Source organism: Sulfuricella sp. (assembly GCA_041651995.1).
Classification (GTDB): domain Bacteria; phylum Pseudomonadota; class Gammaproteobacteria; order Burkholderiales; family Sulfuricellaceae; genus Sulfurimicrobium.
In genome coordinates, this window is record JBAZID010000001.1 from 767,598 (window position 1) to 785,243 (window position 17,646).

The window sequence follows — 17,646 nt, forward strand, 5'->3', positions numbered from 1 at the left end:
ATGTTCAGGCGCACGGTTCCACTCTTGCTGCTGGCCGCGGCGTTGCCGCTGGCTGGCTGCGAGATGCTGAGCGGTGGCGACAAAGGCAAGGACGGCGAATCCATCGGCTTCGCCTGCCGCCTGTCGGACAAGCTGCCCGAAGACTGCATGAAGGAAAACAGCATCTATACGCCCACCTCCATTCTCACTGGCTGGAAGCGTGCCGACACGGAAAAGAAGGAAGTCCCCCACGGCACGGAAAAACCAGCCGAAGAGGCGGCAGCCGAGGGCGAAGCCAAGCCCGAGGGCGATCAGGCCGCCGAGCCTGCGGCAGAACAACCTGAGAAACACTAAAAATACATGACAAAACCGAATTTTCCCATCCGCCTCAAGGCGGTCGTCATCGATCTCGACGGCACCCTGCTCCACACCGCGCCCGATCTGGCCGAGGCAGCTACGCGCATGGCGGCGGAGCTTGCCCTGCCGCCGGTGGCGCTGGCGACTGTCACGGGATACATCGGCAACGGCGTTTCCCGCCTGGTGAAGCGAGTGCTCACCAGCGAGATGGATGCGGAGCCTGATGCGGCCCTGTTCGCCAGGGCCTTGCCGATTTATGAAAAACACTATGCCGAGGTGGTCAGCCGCGAAAGCCGGCCTTTCCCGGGTGTGGTCGAGGGCCTGGAAGCAATGAAAGCGGCGGGATACCGCCTCGCCTGCATCACCAACAAGGCAGAAAAATTCACCGTGCCGTTGCTGAAAGACACCGGCCTGTTTGATTATTTCGAACTGATCCTTTCCGGCGATTCGCTGCCCAAACGCAAACCGGATCCGCTGCCACTGCAGCATGCCTGCAAACATTTCGGGATCGAGCCGTCCGAACTGCTGCTGATCGGCGACTCTCTCAACGATACCCAGGCTGCACGTGCGGCAGGCAGTCACGTATTCTGCGTGCCCTATGGCTACAACCGTGGCCGCAGCGTGGAAGAACTGGACCTTGATGCCGTGGTGCCCAGCCTGCTGGAAGCCACAAAACTGATGGTGAAAATCTGATTCATGAATAATCGGCGAGTTGAACTGAAAAGCGCGGGGCTTTCCTGGCGATGGCGTGCCTGGCAATAAGCAGCGCCAGCTATTCCCCTTTTCAGTAAAACTTACGGAATCCACATCATGACCGAACAGGAATTCAACCGTCTTGCCGCAGAAGGCTACAACCGCATCCCGCTCACGCTGGAAACGCTGGCCGACCTCGACACGCCACTTTCGCTTTACCTGAAGCTCGCCAACCAGCCCTATTCCTACCTGCTTGAGTCGGTGGTGGGCGGCGAGCGCTTCGGCCGCTATTCATTCATCGGCCTGCCCGCCAAAACCCGCATCGTGGTACGCGGAAAGCAGGTCACGGTTGAAAGCGGCCAGGCTGTTCTTGAAAGTACGGCAAGCTCTGACCCGCTGCAATTCATCGAGTCTTACATGGCCCGCCTCAAAGTGGCCGAGCGTCCAGGCCAGCCGCGCTTTTCCGGCGGACTGGCGGGCTACTTCGGCTACGACACCATTCGCTATGTCGAAAAAAAGCTCGCCGCCGTGGTCAAGCCTGACGTCATTGGCGCGCCGGACATCCTGCTGCTGCTGTCTGACGAGCTGGCGGTGATGGATAATCTTTCCGGCAAGATCTATCTCATCGTTTACGCCGATCCCGGCCAGCCCAATGCCTTTGCCCTGGCACAGCAGCGGCTTGCAGAGCTGCGCGGCATGCTGCGCAGGGCGGTGGAAATTCCGGAGGCAGCGGTTTCCGGTCCGCAACAGGCGACATCGGAATTTGGCGAGGAAGCTTTCAAGGCCGCCGTGGAAAAGGCCAAGCGTTATATTTTCGACGGCGACATCATGCAGGTGGTGCTGTCCCAGCGCATGAGCCAGCCCTATGCCGCCTCCCCGCTTTCCCTGTACCGGGCGCTGCGGACGCTGAACCCCTCCCCCTACATGTTCTACTACGACATGGGCGACCATCATGTGGTCGGCGCCTCGCCGGAGATTCTGGTTCAACTCGAATCCGATACCGTTACCGTCCGGCCGATCGCGGGCACCCGTCCGCGCGGCAAAACGCGCGAGGAGGACGAAGCCCTGGCGGCCGACCTGCTTAGTGATCCCAAGGAGCTGGCCGAGCACCTGATGCTGATGGACCTCGGACGCAACGATGTGGGCCGCGTTGCGGAAACGGGCACGGTGCAGGTGTCCGAGAAAATGGTGATCGAGCGTTATTCGCATGTGATGCACATCGTTTCCAACGTTGAAGGACGGCGCAAGCCGGGTGTCTCGGCACTGGATGTGCTGCGTGCAACCTTCCCGGCAGGCACGCTGTCCGGCGCCCCGAAAGTGCGCGCCATGGAAATCATCGACGAACTGGAACCGACCAAGCGTGGCATTTACGGTGGCGCGGTAGGCTATCTCGGCTATAACGGCGACATGGATCTGGCGATTGCGATTCGCACCGCCGTGATCAAGGATGGCACTTTATTCGTACAGGCCGGCGCGGGCGTGGTGGCCGATTCCGTCCCGCAGAGCGAATGGGAAGAAACCCGCAACAAGGCGCGCGCCGTGCTGCGCGCCGCCGAACTGGCGCTGGGCGGGCTGGGCACGGAAGAAAGATGATCAGCCTGAGCCAGGTCAGCAAACGCTACCCCGGCGGCTATGAGGCGCTGAAAAACATCAGCTTCTCCATCGAAAAAGGCGAGATGGTGTTTGTCACCGGCCATTCCGGCGCGGGAAAAAGCACGCTGCTCAACCTGATTGCCGCCATCGAGCCTCCCAGCAGCGGCAGCATCATCATCAACGGGCAGAATCTGAGCCAGCTTCGTCGCGCCGCAGTGCCGTTCCTGCGGCGCAACTTCGGCCTGATTTTTCAGGACCACAAGCTGCTTTATGACCGCAGCGTATTCGACAATGTCATGCTGCCGCTCGAGATTACGGGTTTTGATCGCAATGAGGCCGCCAAGCGCACACGCGCCGCGCTCGACAAGGTCGGGCTGCTGGAGCGCGAAAAAACCATGCCCATCGCCCTTTCCGGCGGTGAACAGCAGCGCCTGTGCATCGCCCGCGCCATTGTCCACCGCCCGTCCATCCTGCTGGCGGACGAGCCCACCGGCAACCTCGACAGCGCTTATGCCGGCGATATTCTGGAAATGTTCAAATCATTCAATCAGGTTGGCGTCACCGTGCTGATTGTCACCCACGACGAGCGCCTGATAGAACGTTTTGGCGAACGCACCCTGCACCTGCAACACGGAACCCTGGCAGCATGAACCGCCACTGGCGCACCCTGATGGGCACCTTGCGGCGGCTGGCCGGCACGCCGCTTGCCACCCTGGTGACGGTCAGCGTTATCGGTATCGCCCTCAGCCTGCCGGCCGGGCTCTATCTGCTGCTCTCCAACCTCGGCCAGGCTGGCGATACGCTGGAAACCCAGCCGCAAATCAGCCTGTTTCTCAAACTTGATGCCGGTAAAGAGGTGCAGCGCCAGATCGAACAGCAACTCAAGGGTAACGCTGCGATCAAGACATTCCGTTTTGTCGCTCGCGACCACGCGCTCAAGGAGCTCACTGCCAGCAACGGTCTGGGCGACCTCACCGCCGGTCTGCCAAACAACCCCCTGCCTGACGCTTATATCATTACCGCCCTGGAAAATGATGCGGCTCAACTGGACAAGCTGCGCAGCGAAATTTCGAAATGGCCGGGCGTGGAAAGCGCGGAACTCGACTCGGCCTGGGTCAAGCGCCTGAACGCCATGCTGGATCTGGGCCGGCAGCTAACCTTCATGCTTGCCGTGTTGCTGGCTTTCGGTCTGATTGCCGGCATGGGCAACATTATCCGCTTGCAGATCCTTACCCGGCAGGAAGAAATCGAGGTCAGCAAGCTGATCGGCGCCACCGACCGTTTCATCCGGCTGCCTTTTCTCTACCACGGCGCATTTCAGGGACTGCTGGGCGGCCTGGCCGCGTGGGCCATCATCGCCATCAGCACCCAGATATTGAATGTCAGCGTAATCAGGCTTGGCAGTCTCTATGGCTCGGCCTTCAGGCTGGAGGGGCTGGCCACGGGAGATGCGGTCGTGCTGCTGGGTTTTTCCGCCGTCCTGGGCTGGGCCGGCGCCTATATTGCAGTCAGCCACTTTCTGCGCCACTTTCACCTTACCCGCCACTAGCAGCCGCGTGAGCGGGGCGATGAAGCCTGGGTCAACAAATCCGCGGCAATTGATCCCCGCTTAGCCAGTCCACGATGCGCTTGCCGCCGAAAGAGGTTTCCATCTGCACAAAATTGTGGCTGTCCGCAACCACCTCGCCGATGATGGCGGCATCGCGGCCCAGGGGGTGGTTTTTCATGGTTGCCAGCAGTAATGGCGCATCCTGCGCACTGCAGATAGCCACCAGCTTGCCTTCGTTGGCCACATAAAGCGGGTCCAGGCCGAGATATTCGCAGGTTGCGCTGACCGCTTCGCGCACCGGCAGGGCGCTTTCCCGGATGAGCATGCCCACGCCGGATTGCCGTGCCAGTTCGTTGAGCGTGGTGGCGACCCCGCCACGGGTCGGGTCGCGCAGGCAATGAATCGTGGGCACGGCTGCCACCATGGCCGCCACCAGATCATGCAGGGAAGCCGTATCGGAGAGGATGGCCGAGCTGAAGGCAAGATTTTCGCGCTGCGACATGACCGCCACGCCATGGTCGCCCATGAAACCGCTCAGCAGAATCTGGTCGCCCGGCTGCGCCAGTTCGCCGCTGATGCGGATGCCCTCCGGCACGACGCCGATCCCGGTGGTGTTGATGAATACGCCATCCGCTTTACCTCGCTCGACCACCTTGGTGTCGCCGGTGACGATAGGCACGCCCGCCTCCCGGGCCGCCGCCGCCATGGAGTCGACGATGCGCTTCAAGTCGGCGAGGGGGAAGCCTTCTTCCAGGATGAAGCCGGCGGAGAGATAAAGCGGTTTTGCGCCCGACATGGCGACATCGTTGAGGGTGCCATGCACGGCCAGGGAGCCGATATCGCCGCCGGGGAAAAACAGCGGCGTCACCACGTGGCTGTCCGTGGCCATCACCATGCGGCCAGCCGGAACGCTGAAGCTGGCCTGGTCGTTGAGCTGGCGCAAAAATTCGTTATCGAAAGCAGCGAGAAAGAGCTCTTCCACCATTTGCGCCATGGCGCGGCCGCCGCTGCCGTGCGTCATGTCCACCCGGCCATGTTCGAGGTCCAGCGAACGAATGTAGCGTCTGCGAATTTTGGTCATTTGATTACCTTGATAGAGAGGGCCATTAAATATCGCGATTGACCTTCAGCCGGGCGTGAATTGAGGAATCGCGCGGACCATGAATTCGTCAAACAGCGGCACGGTAAAAGCCATGTCGCCGTGCGCCGGGCTGTAAATCATTCCCTTCCTGATGAGTTTGGAGCGCACCGGACCAATGCCCTTCACGGAGGTGCCCAGCGCCGCGGCAATGTCCCCCGTGCGCTGGCTGCCGGGGCCGAGGTGCGCCATTGCGCGGAGGAAGTTTTTTTCTCCGGGCGTCAGCCGGTCAAAACGCACCCGGAAGAAATTCCTGTCCAGCCGCCGAACCACCTCCGCGGTCGCATCCCTTACGATCTGCAAGGTGATGGGGCTCGCCGCTGCCATATTCCATGCCTGGTATCCCCACTCCTGCAGAAAATAGGGGTAGCCGTGCGTCAGGCGAAACACTTCCCTTAGCGCATCATCCTGAAACTCGATACCGGCCTCGTGAGCAGGGTCGCGCAGCGCCTTGGCCGCATCCTCTTCCGACAGGGCCCCGATGTCCGGGAAATTGAATAGCCGCTCGGCATATGACTTCGACTCCCCCGCCATGCCGGGGAGAACCGGCAAACCGGCAGCGAGCAGCACCAGGGGCAATTGTTTCTGCTGCATCCTGTGCATGGCCATGATCAGGGCGCCCAGCTCCTTCTGGCTCAGGTACTGGATTTCGTCCACCAGAATGGCAACGGCGGTGTGGCGCTCTTCCGCCGCCTCGGCGATGGCCACGAACAGGTTCGGCAGGTCGATTTCCAGATCGCCGCTATCGGCCGTGCCTTTGGCCGGCTCGATGTCCAGCCCCACCGCCACATCACCCACCGTCAACTTGATGCCGCCGATAAAACTGCGCAGCACCGCCAGCCCGCGTTTCACCTTGTTGCCCGCCCCGGCCGCCCGGTCCAGTTCGAAAAGCAGGCTGCGCAGCGCCGGATAGATGAGTTCGCCCAGCGGCTTTTCCTCATGCGCTTCCAGCAGGATCGTTTGATAACCGGCGGCCTTCGCCATGCGCTCGATTTCGTTCAGCAGCACGGTCTTGCCCACGCCGCGCAACCCTGTCAGCAGCAGACTCTTTTCCGGGCGCTTCTGCTTCACGCGCCCCAGAAGGATGCGCGCCTGTTCGAGCAGCGGGTCACGCCCAACCAGCTCGGGCGGCGGCGCGCCCGCACCGGGAGAAAACGGGTTGTTGATCGGGTCCATGGGTGCCTCTAGCAAGTTCTACGTGATTCTATCTAAAAACAGATAGACATGCATAGATATTGTTAGATATGCATAGGGCCATCTCCTGGCACCAAGCCTTAAGCGCCTTCATCGCCTTATCTAAGGTCCGCAATACGCTCAATTATAGCCATCCGATTTGTTGCTTTTACGCTGTCGCCATTGATTTGCAGTAATATGACACACGTGGATACTAAAACCAATAAAATCACTTAAGAATCAACTTATTAATAAGGAATTACACGCTTCATTATTATCAATAGTACTGATCGGGGGCGTATATTATTAAATTGGGCCGAACCAAATGCCAGTGACGACAATCCGGCGAATCATCAAAGCCGTTGCAATTATCTTTGCTGCGCTCCTGTTTTTCGTTGCTGTAATGCTAGGCGCCTTCATTTGGTGGTCTTCCGTCGGCGTGTTCTCGACTGAGAAGTTTGATCAGGCCAAGTGGCATGCGCCCATTTCAGATGCACAAGACATAACTTGCTACCGTGGAGGAATGGCAATTGACATACGCGACCGCCTTCTTGGCCGAGGGGAGACCAAACAGTTCGTCGAGGGTTTTCTAGGTAAACCAGATTTTACAGCGGAAGGTGAATATCGTTACATCCTCGGCATGTGCAGTGGCTTAGGTTGGGACTACGATGATTTGCACATTTACTTTAACAATCAGGGCAGAATCACCGGTGTCGAGATCATTCAGCACTAATTGCCGACTAACTACTACGCTGAAACCCCCCAGTAATTTTTGATTAAAATGACCGGCTGTTTCGATATTGCGGCCTGTCATTCTAGGTGAATCATCTGACCGGTTATGTCACTTCAGCGGCAACCAGGCGAGGCGATTCATCAATCCTGTTATTGCCCATCCCGATACCGTCCATAACTGTAATGGGCGGCGCAGGCCCCTTCCGATGAAACCATGCACGAGCCAACCGGGTTTTCCGGTGTGCAGACGCTGCCGAACAGTTTGCAGTCCAGCGGCTTTTTCACCCCGCGGATGATGGCGCTGCATTCGCAGGCCGGATTGTCGGCCACCGGGTGGTAAGTCAGCTTGAAACGTTTTTCGGCGTCGAAAGCTGCAAAGCGTGGCCGGATGGCGAGGCCGCTGTGCGGCACCACGCCCAGGCCGCGCCATTCAAACTCATCGCGCACTTCGAACACCTCGGCCACCAGCCGCTGTGCCTTGAGATTTCCCTCGCGCGACACGGCGCGGGTGAATTCGTTTTCCACCTCGGCGCGGCCCGTGTTCAACTGCCGCACCAGCATCAGGATCGCCTGCATCACGTCGAGCGGTTCGAATCCGGCAATCACCACCGGCAGGTGATATTGCGTGGCGAAGGGTTCATAGGGCCGGCTGCCGATTACGGTGGAAACGTGTGCGGGCCCGATCACGCCGTCCACCCTGGCTTCTCCGCTCCCCATGATGGCCGAGATCGCCGCCGGGGTGAGGACGTGGCTGGAAATCACGGAAAAGTTTTGCAGCCCCTGTGCTTCGGCTTGCAGAATGGCCACGGCCGTGGGCGGGGTGGTGGTCTCGAAACCGATGGCGAAAAACACCACCTCACGGGCTGGATGCTCCCGGGCGATTTTCAGCGCATCGGCACTGGAGTAGATCATGCGGATATCCGCGCCTCCCGCCTTGGCCTTGAGCAGGCTCACGCCGCCCGAGCCCGGCACGCGCAGCATGTCACCGTAGGTGCAGAGGATCACGCCGGGGGTGCGGGCCAACTGGATGGCGTAATCCAGCCGGCCAATGGGAAGCACGCACACCGGGCAGCCCGGCCCGTGAATCAGGTTCACGTTGGGCGGCAGCAGGTTTTGCACACCATAACGGTAGACCGCGTGGGTATGCCCGCCGCAGAACTCCATCAGGCCGTAACGGCGCTCCGGCTGTACCTCGCGCGTGATGTCCGCCGCCAGCTTGCGCGCCAGATCGCCGTCGCGGAATTCGTCGATGTATTTCATTCTGGTGAGGGGTGAGGAGTGAGGGGTGAGGAGTCCAGTACCGCGCTGATTTCGGCGAACAGGGCCAGGGTCTTGGCGGCCTCCTCCGGGTCGAGGCGGTTGAGGGCGTAGCCCACATGGACGATTACATAATCTCCGGCGGCCACGCCGTCCACCAGCGCCAGGGAGATGGTTTTGCGCACGCCGCCCACATCCACGACAGCCATGTCGTTTTCAAGAATTTCCGCCACCAGGGCGGGGATTGCCAGACACATTATTTGTTCCTCAAGTCCATGTCCTGATCCGTTGCGGCCAGAAAATCCCCCGGGGCCAGGATGCGCACCTGCATGAACGGGTCGAGCACCAGAAGATCCTTGTCCCCGCTGATGATATGGCTGGCCTGGCCGTTGATCGCCAGTTCCAGGAAACAGTCGTCCTTTGGATCACGGCAGGCCTGAATGCGGCTCAGGATGGGGACGATTTCGACGATTCCGGCCAGGTGGTGGATGAACTCCCGCCGGTCGGCCCGGCTCACGTAACGGTCGAATTTGGGGCGGGCCAGCACTTCTGCCAGTTCGTCCAGCGTCGCCTCGGAAACCAGTACCCGCCCCAGCGTCAGCGCCCGGTCCACCGCCAGTGCGGCTGTACTTCCGGGAAGCAGCAGGCGGCTGATCCAGGCATTGGTATCAACGACCAGGCGGAATTCAGTCATCGTTTGCGAGTAACTGGTTCAAGCCTTCTTCCGTTAACCCCCTGGCCTGTGCATCATTGCCCACGCGGTCGCAAAAGCGCTGGAATTCACGCACGTTAAGGCGCGTCAGGCGTTCGTAATCCTGCATGGACAGAACGACGGCAACATTGCGTTTTTGGCGCTGAATCACGACTGGCTCGCGCAGGGCCGCGTCCAGAACGCTGGCAAGCCCCTGTTTGGCTTCGGTGGCAGAGATGGTGCGCATGTCGTGGTTCCTTGCGGGAGATGGGATCGATAAAGTATAAAATAGACAAAATGGACAATCAATGCTTGTTCTGCATTGCTACCCACGCCTGCCCCAGGCTCAGGCCGCCATCGTTGGGCGGCACCTTGTGCGCTTCCAGAACGCGCAACCCTGCTTCTGACAGCGCGTCGCGCAAATTCCGGCTGAGGATGGCGTTGAGGAAGCAGCCGCCACCCAATGCCACGATGGTAATGCCGCTTCGCTGTGTGGCCTGCAACACCCATGCCGCCAGCCCGTTTGCCAAGGTAGCATGAAACAGCGCCGCACCGTAGGCCGCGCCGGGGTTGCCGGCCAGCGCGCCGAGCAGGGGGAGAAAATCCAGCTGGCTGTCTGCTGCGAGCGAATAGCCGTTGTGCATGGGCGCCACCGCACCATGCGTTTCCGCCAGCCCTTCCAGCAGCATGGCCGCCTGCCCCTCGAAGCTGGCCGTGTCCCTGATCCCCAGCAAACCTGCTGCCGCATCGAACAGGCGTCCGCAGCTCGACGTGGAGGGCGTATTGACGCCCTTGTCCAGCATCTGGCATAGCATAGCGGCGGCAGGCATGGCGAAGCGCCGGCTGATTTCTTCTCCCCGGCCCAATTGGTGGAGCGCGCTGGCCGCCATGCGCCAAGGCTCGCGCGCGGCGCGGTCGCCGCCCGGAAGTTGCAGCTGTGCCAGATGGCCGAGGCGCTCAAAACGTCCGCCTTCAAGCCGCAGCAACTCGCCCCCCCAGGCAGTGCCATCCGTGCCCAGGCCAACTCCATCCAGCGCCAGCCCCAATGCGGGTTCGTCGATGCCATGCTCGGCCAGAACGGCGGCGATGTGGGCATGGTGATGCTGCACCACGACAGCCGGTATGCCGCGTTCGGTGGCGAATTCCACCGCAAACCGGCTACTGTGAAAATCCGGATGCAGATCATGGGCGACGATTTCGGGCTGGATTTCCAGTACGTTCATCAGGTGCGCCACGGTTTCCTCCAGCGCCTCGCAGGTCGAGGCGTTGTCGAGGTCGCCCAGATGCTGGGAAACGAAGGCCTCGTTGCCGCGCGTCAGACATATCGTGTTCTTGAACCAGCCGCCACAGGCCAGCACCGAGGGGCCGGAGCGGGGCAGGAGGATGGCGCGCGGGGTGTAGCCGCGGGCGCGGCGGATGAATTGGAACGGGGAGTGAAGCGTGAAGGGTGAAGTGTGAAGTGTGACGGCGGTGGCGTTTCTTACCACGCTGTCGTCGCAGCGTGCCACGATATCGCGGTCATGCAGCACGAAGGCGTCAGCAATGCCCTCCAAACGCGCCAATGCTTCATCGTTATCGATTACCAAGGGTTCGCCACAGGGGTTGGCGCTGGTCATGACCAGCAGCAGCTCCTGCGGTTGTTCCAGCCAGGCTGTGCCGGATGGTTTTCCTGCCGCTTCGTGGAACAGCAGATAGTGGAGCGGCGTGTAGGGCAGCATCGCCCCCAGCCAGGCAATGCCTGGTGCGATATCCGGCAAAGCATCGTCGCAGCCCGGCTGCTTGCGCAGCAGCGCGATAGGCCGTTCGCTGGTTTGCAGCAACCCGGTTTCTGCTTCGCTCATTTGCACCAGTGATTTCAGGGAAAGGGGATTGGCCGCCATCACGGCGAAGGGTTTTTCTTCGCGCTGCTTGCGTTTGCGCAGTGTGGCTACAGACTCGGCATTGCGCGCGTCGCAGACGAGGTGGAAGCCGCCCAGCCCCTTGAGGGCAAGGATTTTCCCTGCCTTGAGCAAAGACACGCTTGCTGCGATGACGTCCTGTGTGCCGATGATCCGCCCAGCGGCGTCGCGCATGGAAAGCCGCGGGCCGCATACCGGACAGGCGTTGGGCTCCGCGTGGAAGCGGCGCGTTTCGGGGTCGCGGTATTCCTGGTTGCATGCCGGGCACAGCGGGAAACCGGCCATGCTGGTGTACGGGCGGTCGTAAGGCAGGTGGCGCGTGATGGTGTAGCGCGGGCCGCAGCCGGTGCAGTTGATGAAGGGGTAGCGGTAGCGGCGGCCGGCCGGGTCGAACAGTTCGGCCAGACAGGCAGGGCAGGTGGCGGTGTCGGGTGCAATGCCAGTACGGGCCGGGCCGGCCTGGCTCTCCTGTATGGAAAAACCCTGAAGGGGAGAAAATGCGGCGTTTTCTGTTGCTTCTACAGCCGTGACGCGGGCCAGGGGCGGAGCGTCCGATTTCAGGCGGCGGAGCAGGCCGCTGATGGCGGTTCTTTCACCCTGAACGGCGATTTCCACCCCATCACCATCATTGCGCACCCAGCCGGCCAAACCGAGTTCGCACGCGAGGCGATAGACAAAGGGGCGGAAGCCGACGCCCTGGACCTGGCCGCGCACGCGGATGCTTGTGGCGACCGGTTGTGCGGGATGGCCGCTATTCTGCACCAGCCCCGCGCTCAACCGGCTGGGCCGTTTTCTGCGGATCGGTTTTCTGCGGTTCTTTTTCTTTTTTTGCCGCTTCCTGCTCGGCCTTCTTGCGTTCGTTATAGCTCTGAATGAGGGTCCTGGATTCCGCCTGGGCTTTTTCTATGGCTTCCTGGGAGGGTTCGCCCACCGGCTTGGCAAGTTTTTTTACTGTCGTCAGGTTTGCCTTCTCGCAGGGTGTTTCCTGGTACACGGTTTTGCCGCCCGCATCCTGGCATCTGTAGACATCGGCCTGAGCCGGAACAACCACGGCTATCATGCCGATCAAGAGCAATGCTTTCATCTCTTCTTCCTCTCCTCTGAACGCTATCAATTCCTGGCATTATTACGCCCCGCGAGCTCGCAGCCAACCCAGCCACTCATCCATGCCCTCCCCGCTGGTGGCGGAGGTGAGGATCACGCGGATGCGGGGGTTGACCCGCCGCGCGTATTCGACGCATTTTTGCACATCGAAGGATAGATAGGGCAACAGATCGACCTTGTTGAGCAGCATCAGGCCGGCGGCGGCGAACATGTCGGGGTATTTGAGCGGCTTGTCCTCGCCTTCGGTGACGGACAGGATCACCACCTTGTGCGCTTCGCCCAGGTCGAAGCTGGCGGGGCATACCAGGTTGCCGACATTCTCGATGAACAGCAGGCTGTGGGCGGCCGGTTTCAGCTCTTGCAGCGCATGCTCCACCATGTGGGCGTCGAGGTGGCAGCCCTTGCCGGTGTTGATCTGGATGGCGGGCACGCCGGTGGCGCGGATGCGCTCGGCATCGAAGCTGGTCTGCTGGTCGCCTTCGATCACCGCTACCGGCACCTTGCCGTTTAAGCCCTCGATGGTGCGGGTCAGCAGGGTGGTCTTGCCGGAGCCGGGGCTGGAAACCAGATTGAGGGCAAAAATGCCGTGGCTGGCAAAATAGCCGCGATTCTGGGCAGCATAGGCGTTGTTCTTGGCCAGGATGTCCTGCTCGACCCGTACCCGGCGCAAGGATTCGCCATGGCTATGTTCGTGGCTGTGCTCATGGCCATGCTCATGATTGGGGCGGCGGAAACGCAACTCGCCCTGATCGTGGCGGTGTGGCTTGCCGCCGATTTTCAGTTCACCGCCACCGCAACCGCAGCTTGTACACATCGTGTTCTCCGTTTGTCCGGGATGGTTCATTAGAGCCAAAATGCCGCGGCATGAATGCGCGCTCCAATGGATAATCCGGGTTTATGTCATTTCCAGTTCCTTGACCCGCATTTCCGTGCCGCCGGTGACTTCCACCGGCATTTCGCACTCGGGACAAAGATCATAACGCTCGTTCAGATGGATCGATTTGCCGCAGTTCAGACAGCGTCCCATCCCCGGAGTTTCGATGATTTCCAGCTGCGCGCCCTCGGCGATGCTGCCGCGTGTCACGGCATCGAAGCAGAAGCGCATGGCTTCCACTTCAACCCCGGCGAGTTGGCCGATTTCCAGCCATACGCTGTGGATTTTCGTGCAGCCGTGTTGTGCGGCGCTGTTCTCGATGATTTCCAGCACGCTCTCGGCGAGCGACATTTCATGCATCAGGCATCAGCCGGCAAGGGCCGGGACAGGCGCAGCGCAAGCAGGAAGCTGCCCGCCACCACACCAATGACGACAAATCCCAGCACCATTTCACGCCCCTCGCTCCAGGCCTCGACCGCGGGCGAAAAATATTTCGCGGCGCCGAAAGCCGCCACCAGCAGGCTCAGGGAGGCGATCGACAGGCTCATGATGCGCGAGGCCAGGCAGGCCATCTGGCTGCTGCGCTGGATGAGGCGCGAAATCCACAGGCCGTTGATGCCGTCGGTCACCATCATGCCGGCCATGAAGGTTCCGCCCATCAACAGAGAATACTCCCATCCGCCCAGGCCGGCGGCGGTAACGGAAAACAGCGCGGCCTGGCTCATGGTGTCGAAAGACAGGGCAAACAGGGCGCCGACCAGGGCGATCAGCGCGGGGTGGCTGGCATGCTGCAGGCGCGCGAACAGGCGGCCCTTCAGCCCGATCGGGCGCACCACCTGATCCGGGGCGGTTTTGAGTACTGCCGACAGGTTCAGAAAACCCAGCAGGGTGAGGAAAATAATCGAAATCCAGGCGCCCGCATCTTCCAGCCAGAGCGGAACCTGCCAGGCCTGCGCCAGCACGCCGACGCCGATGGCCACCGCCATGACGATGACGCCATGCCCGAGCGAAAACAGGAAGCCGCACCAGCGGCTGATGCGCCGCTGCGCGGCCGCGTTGAAGCGAGTCAGGCCGTCGATGGTGGCAAGGTGGTCGGGATCGAAGCCGTGCCGCATGCCGAGCGCGAAAACCAGCGCCAGCAGGGCGGAAAAATTGGCGGGAAGCTGTTCCATAAATTTATTATCCCAGAAAAATCAGTTAACCACGGGGCTCACGGGGCAGAGCACATTATGTTGCGCAGTTCACCCAGGCGACTGAATTCCTTTGCGGTTAACTGCTGGACATAACAAATCCCTTTTATTTAATAAAGCCCAACGTCTGAATTCACCGGCCTGCGTGGCATTTCGCACTGGTCCGGTGGAATGATGGGTTAGCCCTGTTATTCCTCGACTACCTGAATCGACTTTACATCTTCGAGAGTAACGTCAGCGTCTTCAAGGTATGACGCAAAGTCAGTCTCCGGATCGTTGATCGCTTCGCCTACATCAAATTCGAAGGAGACAGAAAACACACCATTGATTTCTAACGTCACGTCCTCGTTCGCTTCGAGGTAGTGATCGCTAGAGTTTTCATTGTAATGAACGCTAATTCCTAACGATTCATTGTCGGCCATTGCCCAGTAGTCAGCGGCAAATATCGAGTAATAGACCAATGCACCAAGACGGCATGAGAACGGAACGAGCAGAGTGTCTACTCCTAAGATTTCGATTTTGCTTTCATCGAGCTCTATATCCTCTGATTCGTTCATCATCTCTACGGCGCCTGAATTGTCGTCGCTCTTGAAATGCGGGTCTTCGAACTGTTTATACGGTAGGTAGTCTAGAAGGAGCTGATTGACATGCTTTAGAAAAGCCGACGCGTAGGACCCGATGTTCACTCGGAATTGATTGAGCTTTTCGAGGTGTTCGAGGTGGTGAGCTGCGTCGATGCACGGTTCAGATTTCAGAAATTCCTCAAGCGCATCGTACGCCGTTACTCCCTTTATCTTTGAGCAGGCATTTCGAAGATTCTCGTCTGCCGAAACCACGTGAACACTACCCTTCAGCTTTGCCAAATCCTGTATTGACTCGTAGATGAATGCATCGGGAAAGTCTTTACGTTCTTTTGGCTGCGAAAATGGTGCATCACCACTAAAGTAGGCATTCAGCACCAGTTCCCCATGATGCGGTTGAGTGGCGTGAATCTCCGCGTTGATATCTTTGGCCCACTTTGATAATGAACTCGCTACCTCCGCTTCTGCGTTGGCCCGAAATGCTTCGATAAGCTTTTCAATTCCGTTAACTTCTTGAATTAGTGGTTCGGATACTCTCTTTCGAGCAGACGAAATGAATTTTCTGGCTTCCGCAAGAGTACTCTCGAGCGATGTGAGTTGCTGTGTCGAGAACTCCCTCTCAACTACATGAGGGATATGCACTCGAACAAAGCCATTCGTAGCCAGCTTAGTCAAGATCCGAAATGCGGCCTTCTCTCTCTTCGGATCTGCTCGGTAGATGCTTGTGTCAATAACTACGTCGATCATAGTGCGGCTCGAAGAAGGGCTAACGGTAAGTAGCCATCCTAATTGACGCAAAATATTGCATCAAAGTGATGGATAAAATGTTTGTGATAAATGAATAATATTTTTCATCAACAGGCTGATTCTGTCTGACCTTTATTACTGCCCATACGTCACACGATTCAAATCCTGTTTTATATTACCCTGACCTGCACCAGTTCTTCACCTGCCGGATCGACCACATGCACGGCGCAGGCGATGCACGGGTCGAAGCTGTGGATGGTGCGCAGGATCTCGATCGGCTGCTTCGCGTCGTGCAGTTTATGTCCCTTGAGCGCCGCTTCGTAGGGGCCGTCCTGGCCCGCGGCATCGCGCGGCCCGGCATTCCAGGTGGAGGGCACCACCGCCTGGTAGTTGTCGATGATCTGGTCCTTGATCACGATCCAGTGCGCCAGCGCGCCGCGCGGCGCTTCGGTGTAGCCCACGCCTTTTGCCTCTTTCGGCCAGGAGGATGGCTCCCACAGGGTTTCGTTGAAGGTGCGCACGTCCCCGGCCTTGATGTTGGCCAGCAGCTGGTCGTACCAGCCCTGCATGGCATCGGCGATGACCTTGGTTTCCAGCGTGCGCGCGGCGGTGCGGCCGAGGGTGGAGTACAGCGCACCGACCGGCAGATCGAGCTGGTTCAGCGTCATGCCGACCAGTTCTTTCGTCTGTTCATGGCCCTTGGCGTACAGCATCAGCACCCGCGCCAGCGGGCCGACCTCGACCGCCTTGCCGTTCCAGCGAGGCGATTTGAGCCAGGAGTAGGAAGCGTCGGTGTCGAGGTGCTGGTAGGGCGGTTTGGGCCCGCTGTAGTTGAGCGTGGTTTCACCCTCATAGGGATGCAGGCCCTGGTCCTTGCCGGCGCTGTAGTCGTACCAGGAGTGGGCGACGAATTCCTGGATCTGGTCGCCGGCATTGAGATCCACCGGGTGGATTTTGCTCAGGTCGCGGTCGAGAATCACGCCGGATGGGATCAGGAAGCTGGCCGGATCGTCCATGCCTTTTTCCGGGAAATCGCCGTAGGTCATGAAATTGCCGATGCCTTCGCCCTGGCTTGCCCAGTCCTTGTAGAACCCGGCGATGGCCAGCGTGTCCGGCACATACACCTGATCGACGAAATCGCGCATCTGGACGATGAGGTTCTTGACCTTTTCCAGCCCCACCATGTTGAGCGCGGTCGCGCCGGCGCCACCGCGATAGTGCGGCCCCTTGCCGTGGCCCTGATGGCCGGGGTGGATGCTGATGGCGCAGGGCACGCCGCCCACCACGAAGTTGGGATGGGGGTTCTTGCCGCCGAAAATGGTGTGCAGTTGCGCCACGTCGCGCTGCCACAGCAGGGCTTCGAAATAGTGCGCGACCGCCATCAGGTTGGCTTCCGGCGGCAGCTTGTAGGCCGGGTGGCCCCAGTAGCCGTTGCTGAAAATACCGAGCTGGCCGGATTCGACGAAGACCTTGAGCTTCTTCTGGGTGTCGGCGAAATAGCCGGGTGAGGACTTGGCGTATTTTGAAATGCTCTGCGCCAGTTCGGAAGTGCGCTTCGGGTCGGCCTTGAGCGCGGAAACCACGTCCACCCAGTCGAGCGCGTGGAGGTGATAGAAGTGCATCACGTGGTCGTGCACGTACTGGGCCGCGATCATCAGGTTGCGGATCAGCTGGGCGTTGGGCGGAATCTTGTAATCGAGCGCGTTTTCCACCGCCCGCACCGAGGCGATGCCGTGCACCAGCGTGCACACGCCGCAGATGCGCTGCGCGAAGGCCCAGGCATCGCGCGGGTCGCGCCCCCTGAGGATGATCTCGATGCCGCGCACCATGGTGCCGGCGCTTGAGGCGCGGGTGATTTCGCCCTGATCGTTGGTTTCCGCCTCGATGCGCAGATGGCCCTCGATGCGGGTGACGGGGTCGACGACGATGCGCTGGTTCATGCCGGTTTGTCCTGTAAAAAGCTGTTAACCACGGAGCACACGGAGAGCACGGAGAAAATCAAGATATTGGAATATCATTGGCATCATCCGGCAGGTGATGCATGAAGCCTGCATCGCACTTTGATATGACTCCGTGCTCTCCGTGCTCTC

19 protein-coding genes are annotated in these 17,646 nt (G+C 59.9%); 6 read left to right on the forward strand and 13 right to left on the reverse strand.

Annotation, left to right across the window (positions count from 1 at the left end; all coding sequences use genetic code 11):
* From WC392_03645 to ftsX, 5 genes are all read left to right on the forward strand, one after another.
* Positions 1 to 333 carry a hypothetical protein gene (locus tag WC392_03645; protein MFA5241453.1) on the forward strand — a complete coding sequence of 111 codons (333 nt, stop codon included), beginning with the start codon at positions 1 to 3 and terminating at the stop codon, positions 331 to 333.
* 6 nt (positions 334 to 339) lie between these two features.
* Positions 340 to 1,029 carry a phosphoglycolate phosphatase gene (locus WC392_03650; protein MFA5241454.1) on the forward strand — a complete coding sequence of 230 codons (690 nt, stop codon included), beginning with the start codon at positions 340 to 342 and terminating at the stop codon, positions 1,027 to 1,029.
* Positions 1,030 to 1,146: 117 nt separating this feature from the next.
* On the forward strand, positions 1,147 to 2,622 hold the full coding sequence (trpE, locus tag WC392_03655; GenBank protein ID MFA5241455.1) for an anthranilate synthase component I: 1,476 nt from the start codon (positions 1,147 to 1,149) through the stop codon (positions 2,620 to 2,622).
* Positions 2,619 to 3,272: a cell division ATP-binding protein FtsE gene (gene ftsE / locus WC392_03660; GenBank protein ID MFA5241456.1), complete on the forward strand. Its 654-nt coding sequence runs from the start codon at positions 2,619 to 2,621 to the stop codon at positions 3,270 to 3,272. The genes trpE and ftsE overlap by 4 nt, the downstream gene beginning before the upstream one ends.
* Positions 3,269 to 4,171 (forward strand): permease-like cell division protein FtsX, encoded by a 903-nt coding sequence (gene ftsX / locus WC392_03665; GenBank protein ID MFA5241457.1) that lies wholly within the window; start codon positions 3,269 to 3,271, stop codon positions 4,169 to 4,171. The genes ftsE and ftsX overlap by 4 nt, the downstream gene beginning before the upstream one ends.
* A gap of 31 nt (positions 4,172 to 4,202) precedes the next feature.
* On the opposite strand, the gene hypE is transcribed toward ftsX, so the two are convergent.
* Both hypE and WC392_03675 read right to left on the reverse strand, forming a co-directional pair.
* A complete protein-coding gene (gene hypE / locus WC392_03670) occupies positions 4,203 to 5,252 on the reverse strand; it encodes a hydrogenase expression/formation protein HypE (protein MFA5241458.1) in 1,050 nt (349 codons plus the stop codon).
* Positions 5,253 to 5,297: 45 nt separating this feature from the next.
* Positions 5,298 to 6,485, reverse strand: coding sequence for an ATP-binding protein (locus WC392_03675; protein MFA5241459.1), 1,188 nt, complete (start codon positions 6,483 to 6,485; stop codon positions 5,298 to 5,300).
* Between the two features lie 322 nt (positions 6,486 to 6,807).
* On the opposite strand from WC392_03675, the gene WC392_03680 reads away from it, so the two are divergent.
* Entirely contained in the window at positions 6,808 to 7,215 is a 408-nt protein-coding gene (locus WC392_03680) for a hypothetical protein (protein ID MFA5241460.1), read from the forward strand.
* A gap of 149 nt (positions 7,216 to 7,364) precedes the next feature.
* Here the strand turns inward: WC392_03680 and hypD are convergent, their stop codons facing one another.
* From hypD to WC392_03735, 11 genes are all read right to left on the reverse strand, one after another.
* Positions 7,365 to 8,474, reverse strand: coding sequence for a hydrogenase formation protein HypD (gene hypD / locus WC392_03685; GenBank protein ID MFA5241461.1), 1,110 nt, complete (start codon positions 8,472 to 8,474; stop codon positions 7,365 to 7,367).
* The gene (locus WC392_03690) at positions 8,471 to 8,728 is read right to left on the reverse strand and encodes a HypC/HybG/HupF family hydrogenase formation chaperone (GenBank protein MFA5241462.1); all 258 of its coding nucleotides are present in this window, start codon (positions 8,726 to 8,728) and stop codon (positions 8,471 to 8,473) included. The genes hypD and WC392_03690 overlap by 4 nt, the downstream gene beginning before the upstream one ends.
* Positions 8,728 to 9,165, reverse strand: a complete 438-nt coding sequence (locus WC392_03695; protein MFA5241463.1) for a putative toxin-antitoxin system toxin component, PIN family — start codon at positions 9,163 to 9,165, stop codon at positions 8,728 to 8,730. Before WC392_03695 ends, WC392_03690 begins: the two co-directional genes overlap by 1 nt.
* Entirely contained in the window at positions 9,158 to 9,409 is a 252-nt protein-coding gene (locus WC392_03700) for a type II toxin-antitoxin system Phd/YefM family antitoxin (GenBank protein MFA5241464.1), read from the reverse strand. Before WC392_03700 ends, WC392_03695 begins: the two co-directional genes overlap by 8 nt.
* Positions 9,410 to 9,467: 58 nt before the next feature.
* Complete coding sequence (gene hypF, locus WC392_03705) at positions 9,468 to 11,837, reverse strand: carbamoyltransferase HypF (GenBank protein MFA5241465.1); 2,370 nt, start codon at positions 11,835 to 11,837, stop codon at positions 9,468 to 9,470.
* On the reverse strand, positions 11,812 to 12,144 hold the full coding sequence (locus WC392_03710; GenBank protein ID MFA5241466.1) for a DUF4124 domain-containing protein: 333 nt from the start codon (positions 12,142 to 12,144) through the stop codon (positions 11,812 to 11,814). Before WC392_03710 ends, hypF begins: the two co-directional genes overlap by 26 nt.
* Positions 12,145 to 12,186: 42 nt before the next feature.
* Entirely contained in the window at positions 12,187 to 12,978 is a 792-nt protein-coding gene (hypB, locus tag WC392_03715; GenBank protein MFA5241467.1) for a hydrogenase nickel incorporation protein HypB, read from the reverse strand.
* A gap of 81 nt (positions 12,979 to 13,059) precedes the next feature.
* Positions 13,060 to 13,398 (reverse strand): hydrogenase maturation nickel metallochaperone HypA, encoded by a 339-nt coding sequence (gene hypA, locus WC392_03720; GenBank protein ID MFA5241468.1) that lies wholly within the window; start codon positions 13,396 to 13,398, stop codon positions 13,060 to 13,062.
* Complete coding sequence (locus tag WC392_03725; protein MFA5241469.1) at positions 13,398 to 14,210, reverse strand: nickel transporter; 813 nt, start codon at positions 14,208 to 14,210, stop codon at positions 13,398 to 13,400. Before WC392_03725 ends, hypA begins: the two co-directional genes overlap by 1 nt.
* Before the next feature lie 206 nt (positions 14,211 to 14,416).
* Positions 14,417 to 15,556, reverse strand: coding sequence for a PIN domain-containing protein (locus WC392_03730; GenBank protein MFA5241470.1), 1,140 nt, complete (start codon positions 15,554 to 15,556; stop codon positions 14,417 to 14,419).
* A gap of 170 nt (positions 15,557 to 15,726) precedes the next feature.
* The gene (locus WC392_03735; protein ID MFA5241471.1) at positions 15,727 to 17,496 is read right to left on the reverse strand and encodes a nickel-dependent hydrogenase large subunit; all 1,770 of its coding nucleotides are present in this window, start codon (positions 17,494 to 17,496) and stop codon (positions 15,727 to 15,729) included.
* Positions 17,497 to 17,646 lie beyond the last annotated feature (150 nt).